Genomic DNA, 7,605 nt, shown 5'->3' with positions numbered 1-7,605 from the left:
CCTGGACAGTTCCCCGAGCCGATGCCCGGGGCGGCTGCCCACCTGCCCATGGGGTCCCCGGCAGACTCCGACCACCCGCCGTCCGGCGGATACTCCGACCGTTCGGGCTACCCGCCCCCGGCCGCCCATCCCGCCCAGCGGGGTGCTCCGCGGCCAACCGGTGCCCGGCCACGACTGCCCGGCGGGCGGCAACATGCTCCCAACGGATACTCCTCGGACCGGCATCCGACGGGCGGGTACCCCACGGACCGGGACCGGGACCGGGACCGGTCCGCCGCGGACGGCTGCCCGCCGGCCGTAAACCCGTCGGTAGGCCGGGACGATGTCGTCGTGCCGTCATCCCGGCCCGCTCCCTCGATCTCCGGCCCGGTCGAGATGGCCACGGCCAGGGCCGAGACGCCGCGCCCGATGACCGGAACCGGGCCAGGCGGCCCGTCGGACCCCGGTCCCGCGGTGCCGGGGCCCGGACGCCGCCAGGGCCGGCCATCACCCCAGCCGGGGCCGACGCCGCCGGAATCCACCCGGTCGGGATCTATGCGGCCGGGATCCACACACCGCGGGCAGCCCGACCGCGGACGGCCGGGCCCGGCCGAGTCCCCGGGACGCCCCGCGGGGAACGGGGCGAGAGCCTGGGCAGACCGTCCCCGAGCACCGCGGCGGCGCGCGGAACCGGGTGGGCAGCCGACGAGGGACCAGCCCGGCCCACGGCCCATCGGCCGTCCCGACCACCCCGGGCCGGCCTTCGATCGGAACCCGACCCCGCCCGACGGGCGCGCCCCGGACGGAACCGGTGGTGTACCGCATGGCTCCGGTAGCCGGTACGCGCAACCTGGGATCGACCCGCCGAACTCGTCACACCCCGGTCGGGCTGCCATGCCGCGAACAGCCGCGCGAGCGGATGCGGATGCGGACATGGTGCCGTCCCCCCGCAGCGATCTGTCGGCGGCGGCGGCCCGCATCGACCAGACCGCGGTCGACGAGGTCACGCGGGCCTGGATGGCTCGCCGCGAGTCGGTGCTGGACGGCATCGACGTCATCTGACGCCATCCCCGACGCGGTCACCCGCCCGGCCGTCCCAGCGGGGGGTGCCGACCCGCCCCGGCCCGGCACCCCGGCCCGGCACCCGGCGGGGGAAGCGCCGATGCCGTCCTCGGCGCGTCGCGTCGCCCGGACGTCCCGGTCGCGGTATCCAGATGCGTCGCGTGGCCGTTGCCCGGCTCGACGACCACAGAGGGTCAGGTTTGGGGGGGCGGTCATGGTGGCAGTAACGCGACGCGGCAGACCCCCGCACCGGAACGACGACCGTGACTGACAATCCCCCGGAAGGTGAGGCGTGGCCGAAGCTCTCAGCGCACGCTTCGACCTGCCCGCCGATCCCCGCGCCGCCAGCCGAGCCCGCCGGCTGGTCACCGAGCTGCTCGCCGCTTGGGGCCGCCCGGAGACCGTCGAGGTCGCGCAGCTACTCGTCAGTGAGGTCGTGACGAACGCGGTGCGCTTCGTCGGCGCCCGCGCCGCCCTGTGCCTCACACTGTCCCTGCGCGACGACCGGATCCGCATCGCGGTCGACGACGGAAGCTCGCTGTGGCCGGTGCTGAAGCCCGCCCACGACGACGACGAGTCGGGCCGGGGCCTGCATCTGGTCGCCGCGCTGGCAATGCAGTGGGGCGTCGTCGAGGTACCGGATACCCGGGGGTCAGGCAAGCAGGTCTGGTTCGACCTGCCACGCCAACAGGATCCGATCGAGGCGGTCTGCGGCTCCTGACCGGGGCCGCCGACCGATTCCTCCCGAAGCGTCGTCGCGCGACTTCCGGTGGCCAGGTTGGCAATGAGACTGCTTCAGCTGCTGTTCAGCCAAGCCGCGTACCGTCAAGCCGCGTACCGTGACGTACGTCTCCTCTGCATCACGACCGTGACCGCGCCTGTCGATCCTACGGGGGTAGTCATCGAGACTCCGGTCCTGCTCGGCGCTGTCAGCGCCGGGAGCGCCGCCACGCCCGCGCCCCCGCTTCCACCGCCGGTGGTGCTGACCCGGCAGCTACTACGACGCTCCGGTGCCCACCCGAGCGACAACTCCGACGACGTGGCTGCAACGACACCGAGCTCTGCAACGACACCGAGGGGCGAGCTCGTCGCATCCCCGGCCGGTGACGTCCACGTCTTCGCCGAACCGCTCGCGCTCCGTCTCGGACCGGTTCGATCGTCCCGCTCCCGGCGGCGCAACGTCCTGCTCGCCGGCGTGCTCGCCATGCCCCTCACCATCCTGGCCGTGCGCTTCCGCGGCGACATGGCCTCACGGCTGGCCGGCGTTCCCGCGCCCCGCTGGCACTGGCTCGTCATCTGCGCGCTTTCCTCGGTCCTGTTCTACTTCGCCAACGGCCTGTCCATGCGGGCGGCCAGCGGCCTGCGGATCGAGCTACGCACCGTGACCGGCCTGCAGGTCGCGGCAGCGGCGGCGAACCGGATCGTGCCCGCGGGTCTCGGGGCCATCGCGATCCATCTGCGTTTCCTGGAACGGCGCGGGATGACGCGTCCCGCGGCCCTGGCGGCCATCACGTCGATCAAGGTGGCCGGCGGGGTGGCGCACCTCGGGGGCATCGTCCTGGTCGCCGGTACCCTCAGCGACTCGGGCATCGGGGCGGCCGTGGCCAACCCGCTGCGATCCACTGTCCAGGGGCTCGGGCCGGGGCCGTTCGTGCTCGGCTGTGGGGCGGTCTGCGCGCTCGTGACGGGCACCGTGGCCCATCCACGGATCCGGTCGAAGGCCCGGCCGGCGGTGCGGGCCTTCGACACCCATCTGAAGATCCTCGCCCATTCCCCGTGCCGGGCTCTGCTGCTGCTGCTGTCCCAAACAGGGACACGCTTCTTCCAGATCCTCGCGCTCGCCTGCACGGTCTGGGCATTCGGCACCAGCATGACGTTGCTGTCCGTTGCCGCAGTTTACCTCATCGGCTCGATGGTAGCCGGCGCGGCGCCGACAGCCGGCGGCATCGGCGCGATCGAACCGGCACTGGCCTTCGGGCTCGCGGCCGCGGGCGGTACGGCGGCGTCCATGTTCACCGCGGTCCTCGTCTACCGCCTGATCAGCTTCTGGCTGCCGGTGCTGCCGGGGTTCCTCATGCTGGCCTGGCTGCGCCGCACCGGCGACCTGTAGGCGGGGGGCGCGACCGGCCCGGGAGCGGCCCAGGCGGGCGGGTGGGCCGCTCACCCGCGCCGGGACGACCGGCGACGACGGCGATGACGGATCCCACCCACCAGGAGCAGCACACCTCCACCCACGAGAACGACCCGCTCCCAGCGCACCACCCGGACCACGGTGGCGCCGCCAGAGGGGCCGGGCACCGCCCTGCCGTCCAGCGCACCCCCGGTCAGCGTGCCCGCGTCCCCCCGCCGGGCCACGCCATCGGCTCCGACGCCGGCTTCCAGTTCGGGAAGCGCCGGCCCCGGGCCGATCCCGAGGACCGGACCGTACCTGTGGCGCAGTTCGGCGGTCTTCACCCGCAGCTGCATCTGGGCCCGCTCGGCGACGCGGCGCGGGCTGACGATCTCCGTGATGGAATCGATCGTCTCCGCCAGTTCGGCGCGGGTCTCTTCGATCTGCTGCTGGATCACGGCCGGGTCCTGCGGCACCGATGTCGCCCTTTCGTCCGTTGCGAATGGCGGACGCGCTCCCGCGGCTGGCGTCGATCGGCGTCGATGGACGCCACGGACATCTCCGTCGGGTGCGACCGGCCTGCAACGATCGTGCCAGACACATCACCGCCCGGCGAGACCAAACCGCCAGTGGCGCGACACGTCACGCGGGCGCACTGACGCACGGCGTCTCGCCCCGTCCGGTCCCGGTCTCCGTACCACGCAGCTGGCGCAGCAGACACCGCGCAGCTGGCGCCGCAGGCGGAAGCGACCGCACACCGGAATCCGTCCGGCGGGACATTACGCTGAACGCTGTGCGCGACGGCCAGCGGTGCTCTGGCCCGGGTGGACATCGCCCCGGGCGACTCCCACCATCAGCACCTGCCGCGGTCAGGCGGACACGTTTTCCGTGGCCCCGATCCGTCCTGCCCGGCCCTGCCCTGGAGCGTCATGGCCCCAGTCCATCATCCTCGTCACGACACGGGTTCCCGTCACGACACGGTTCCCCGTCTGGACAGTTCCCCCCGTCGCGCTCCCGGCGGCGCAGTCCGGCGCTGGCCGGAACCATTGCCACGGTCCTGGTCGCTTCCTCGATGGCGCTGCTCACCGCCTGCGCCGGCTCGGGAACCGACACCGGAGTGAAGATCGTCGATGTGGGCAACGGCGGCGACGGCAGCCTGCACGGCACCGTCCCGGCCAGGCGGCTGGCCAAGCCGGCCCTCAACCTCACCGACACCGACGGCCGGCCCTTCGACCTGCGCACACGCACGCAGGGGAAGATCACCATGCTGTTCTTCGGCTACACCCACTGTCCGGACGTCTGCCCGACCACGATGGCGGACCTCGCGTCGGCACTCGGCGAGGTGAAACCGGACGTGCGTGACCAGGTGACGGTCGTCTTCGTGACGACCGACCCTGATCGGGATACGGGGGCGGTCCTCAGCCGTTGGCTTGAACAGTTCAACGCAACCTTCATCGGCGTCCGCGGCCCGTTCGACCGGATCCGTACCGAGGCCGAGGCCTTGGGCGTTCCCCTGGAGAAACCGGAGGTCCAGGCCGACGGCTCCGTTCTGGTCACCCATGGCGCCCAGGTCATCGTCTTCTCTCGGGATGACAGGATCCGCGCGCTGTACCTGGCGGGGACCAGCGTCCAGGAATACATCGACGACCTGCCCACACTGACCGCCGAGCGGTCCGGATCAGAAGAAGCACGGTCTTGAATCCGATCACCTACAGCCTTGTCACCCCCATGCAGCCGGCCAGTCGCGCCGTCTCCACAGTGTTGCGCCTCGGCCTCGGCGTGGTCTGGCTGGTCGCCGGGCTGTTGAAGGTCAACGACCCGGACGGGATGGTGCGCTCCGTGCGGGCGTTCCGCATCCTGCCCGATGCCCTCGCGCAGCCGATCGCGTACGGCGTCCCGTTCCTGGAGATCGCCTTGGGGATGCTGCTCGTCGTGGGGCTCGCCGTGCGGCTGTCCGCCGTCGTGTCCGCGGTGATGTTCGCCGTCTACATCGCAGCGATCGCGTCGGCCGCCGCCCGGGGGCTGCGGATCGACTGCGGCTGCTTCTCCTCCGGGGGTGATCTCACTGCCGACGCCCCGACTCACTACACCTCCGAGCTGATCCGCGACAGCCTGCTGCTCGCCGCCGCCGGGCTGCTGGCCTGGCGGCCGAGCGGCTACCTGGCGGTGGACCGTCTCCTCGACCAACCAGTGAACGATCTTTCCGGGAGTACCGCTGATGGCTGCGAAGTCGAAGAAGGCACCGTTGACGACCGGCGGTAGGGCCCCTGGCGGCGGCGCGAGGCCCGACGCGACCCCCCCGGCAGGTGGAGGCAAGACGGTCAGCGGACAGGAGCGACGGGCCAAGGCCGCGGCGGCGCGGGCCGCGGCGGCAGCGCGGGAACGGCGACGGCGGCGCGGCATCATCACCGGCGTGGTGCTGGCCGTTCTCGTCCTGGTCGGCGTGATTGGCTTCGCCGTCCAGAACTCCCGCGAGGAGTCGAAGCCGGTGGTCCTGCCAGCGAGCGCCACCGGCACCGATCACGGCATCGTCGCCGGCAAGGCGTCCGCGCCGGTCACCGTCGACCTGTACGAGGATTTCCAGTGCCCCATCTGCGGGACGCTGGAGAAGACAACCGGGCCGACCATCGGCAAGCTCCTTGACGACGGCAAAATCAAGATCGATTACCACATGATGTCGTTCATCGGGCCGGAGTCGAAGCGGGCAGCGAACGCGGCGGCGGCAGCCGCCAACGAGGGCAGGTTCCGGCAGTTGCACGATGTGCTGTACGCGAACCAGCCCGAGGAGCGCACCGGCGGCTTCACCAACGACACGCTCATCACGCTCGGGGCGAAAGCGGGGCTGACCTCGCAGGCGTACCGGAAAGCGGTCAACGAGGGGACCTACGACGGGTACGTCGCCAAGGTTGACGAGGACGCATCGAAGGCCGGCGTCACCGGCACGCCGACCGTCTTCGTCAACGGCAAGCGGCTGTCCGGGGAGCAGCTCACCCCGGAGGGCTTCCGCGCGGCGGTCGACGCGGCAGCCTGACCGGGCTCCTGAGCAGGGCAGCCTGAGCAGATGGGGGACCTGGGCACGGTCCATGGTGCACAGACCGTGCCCAGGTCCCCCGAACCTCGCCACGTTGGGGATCTGTCCGCCGGGGGGGTTTGCCGTCCCGCGCGGGCCACGGCTACTTTTCGGGCCATGACTGAGACCGCCAACGCCGCCCGTCTGGTCCCCGGCGACATCGCACCCGACTTCGCCCTGCCCGACTCCGAGGGGAACGAGGTGTCCCTGGCGTCCTACCGGGGACGGCGGGTCGTCGTCTACTTCTACCCGGCCGCGTCGACCCCGGGGTGCACGAAGCAGGCCTGCGACTTCCGGGACAGCCTCGCCCAGCTCGACAACGCCGGCATCGACGTGCTCGGGATCTCTCCCGACAAGCCCGCCAAGCTGGTGAAGTTCCGCGACGCGGAAGCCCTGACGTTCCCGCTGCTTTCCGACCCGGAGCGGAAGGTGCTCGCCGCGTACGGCGCCTTCGGCGAGAAGACAATGTACGGGAAGAAGACCATCGGCGTGATCCGCTCGACGTTCGTGATCGGCACGGACGGCACGATCGAGGTGGCGCAGTACAACGTCCGCGCGACCGGTCATGTCGCCAAGCTGCTGCGCGACCTGGGCCTCGCAGCCGCCTGACCGGGACCGTCCCTGAGGCGCCTGGCCGGCCCATCCCGCAGGCTTCGTCGGCCGCTTCGTTGACGGCTTCGTCAGCTCGCCGGCCGCAGATCCCAGCCCAGCAGCACGTTCTCCGGACGGTGCGGATCGACCAGCACGGGGATACGACGCGGGCGGCCCGACGAAGCCGTCGCCGCCTCGCTCAGGTCGACGTCCGGGTCGGGAAGGACCGTGCTGCGCACCACCGGGTACACGTTGCCCCACGCGCCGGGGCGTTCGATGAGCAGATGAACCTCGGCGACCGGCCTGCCGTTCACCCGCAGGCCCGTGTCACGGACCGCGCAGACGGCCGCGGTCGTCGCCCGACCGGTGTCGATGAGCTTCAACGCCCGGTTCCGTTCGAGGAGGGCACGCTGGGCGGCGTGGCGGGGGCCGGGGCCGACCAGCCGTTGGGCCTCGTTCCCGGTCTCGTTCCCGGCCCTGGCGTTGACCTCGGCCCTGATCTTGGCCGGCGGGCTCTCGACCTGTGCCGCTGCCTCGCCGGTGGGCGGAACATCGGCGGGGGCGGAGCGCGGAACCTCGGTGAGGGTCATATGAATCGTCTCCCAGTCATCCTGGCCAAACCGGCGCGAAACAACCCTGCCGCCGGTCGGATAGCCGTGCGAGTCAGGCTGACGACAACGGCCCTCTCACGGTTGTCGTCCCGACGACCGCGGGACGAGCCTCGGCGACCGGCGGCGTGAGCCCTCTGGACTGCCGATATCTGTCCCCACCAAACCCGGCCGATACCGGTGAA

General features: G+C 71.8%; 9 protein-coding genes. 7 read left to right on the top strand and 2 right to left on the bottom strand.

Annotated features, from left to right (window positions below):
* Positions 1-912 precede the first annotated feature (912 nt).
* From AC08OO_RS14275 to AC08OO_RS14265, 3 genes are all read left to right on the top strand, one after another.
* A complete protein-coding gene (locus tag AC08OO_RS14275) occupies positions 913-1,041 on the top strand; it encodes a hypothetical protein (protein WP_023841030.1) in 129 nt (42 codons plus the stop codon).
* A gap of 292 nt (positions 1,042-1,333) precedes the next feature.
* The gene (locus AC08OO_RS14270; protein ID WP_011435370.1) at positions 1,334-1,762 is read left to right on the top strand and encodes an ATP-binding protein; all 429 of its coding nucleotides are present in this window, start codon (positions 1,334-1,336) and stop codon (positions 1,760-1,762) included.
* Positions 1,763-1,825: 63 nt separating this feature from the next.
* Positions 1,826-3,151, top strand: a complete 1,326-nt coding sequence (locus AC08OO_RS14265; protein WP_476611046.1) for a lysylphosphatidylglycerol synthase transmembrane domain-containing protein — start codon at positions 1,826-1,828, stop codon at positions 3,149-3,151.
* A gap of 50 nt (positions 3,152-3,201) precedes the next feature.
* Here the strand turns inward: AC08OO_RS14265 and AC08OO_RS14260 are convergent, their stop codons facing one another.
* Positions 3,202-3,627, bottom strand: a complete 426-nt coding sequence (locus tag AC08OO_RS14260) for a DUF3618 domain-containing protein (RefSeq protein WP_476607676.1) — start codon at positions 3,625-3,627, stop codon at positions 3,202-3,204.
* A gap of 596 nt (positions 3,628-4,223) precedes the next feature.
* On the opposite strand from AC08OO_RS14260, the gene AC08OO_RS14255 reads away from it, so the two are divergent.
* The 4 genes from AC08OO_RS14255 (at position 4,224) to bcp (ending at position 6,830) form a co-directional block, all read left to right on the top strand.
* A complete protein-coding gene (locus AC08OO_RS14255; RefSeq protein ID WP_476611047.1) occupies positions 4,224-4,850 on the top strand; it encodes an SCO family protein in 627 nt (208 codons plus the stop codon).
* The gene (locus AC08OO_RS14250) at positions 4,847-5,413 is read left to right on the top strand and encodes a DoxX family protein (protein ID WP_476611048.1); all 567 of its coding nucleotides are present in this window, start codon (positions 4,847-4,849) and stop codon (positions 5,411-5,413) included. Before AC08OO_RS14255 ends, AC08OO_RS14250 begins: the two co-directional genes overlap by 4 nt.
* A complete protein-coding gene (locus AC08OO_RS14245) occupies positions 5,370-6,182 on the top strand; it encodes a DsbA family protein (RefSeq protein WP_476611049.1) in 813 nt (270 codons plus the stop codon). The genes AC08OO_RS14250 and AC08OO_RS14245 overlap by 44 nt, the downstream gene beginning before the upstream one ends.
* Positions 6,183-6,338: 156 nt before the next feature.
* Positions 6,339-6,830: a thioredoxin-dependent thiol peroxidase gene (gene bcp, locus AC08OO_RS14240; RefSeq protein WP_476607680.1), complete on the top strand. Its 492-nt coding sequence runs from the start codon at positions 6,339-6,341 to the stop codon at positions 6,828-6,830.
* Positions 6,831-6,901: 71 nt separating this feature from the next.
* Here bcp and AC08OO_RS14235 read toward each other — a convergent pair whose 3' ends face one another.
* Complete coding sequence (locus tag AC08OO_RS14235; RefSeq protein WP_476611050.1) at positions 6,902-7,402, bottom strand: hypothetical protein; 501 nt, start codon at positions 7,400-7,402, stop codon at positions 6,902-6,904.
* Positions 7,403-7,605 lie beyond the last annotated feature (203 nt).

This window comes from Frankia sp. CeCAU1 (assembly GCF_977971845.1).
The sequence above is the reverse complement of the archived record's forward strand: the minus strand, read 5'-3'. Positions and strand labels throughout refer to the sequence as shown.

Bases quoted from the DNA above. Each gene is read 5' to 3' on its own strand.
- AC08OO_RS14275 (WP_023841030.1), top strand. From the start codon at position 913: ATGGTGCCGTCCCCCCGCAGCGATCTGTCGGCGGCGGCGGCCCGCATC.
- AC08OO_RS14265 (WP_476611046.1), top strand. From the start codon at position 1,826: ATGAGACTGCTTCAGCTGCTGTTCAGCCAAGCCGCGTACCGTCAAGCC.
- AC08OO_RS14255 (WP_476611047.1), top strand. From the start codon at position 4,224: ATGGCGCTGCTCACCGCCTGCGCCGGCTCGGGAACCGACACCGGAGTG.
- AC08OO_RS14245 (WP_476611049.1), top strand. From the start codon at position 5,370: ATGGCTGCGAAGTCGAAGAAGGCACCGTTGACGACCGGCGGTAGGGCC.
- bcp (WP_476607680.1), top strand. From the start codon at position 6,339: ATGACTGAGACCGCCAACGCCGCCCGTCTGGTCCCCGGCGACATCGCA.
- AC08OO_RS14235 (WP_476611050.1), bottom strand. From the start codon at position 7,402: ATGACCCTCACCGAGGTTCCGCGCTCCGCCCCCGCCGATGTTCCGCCC.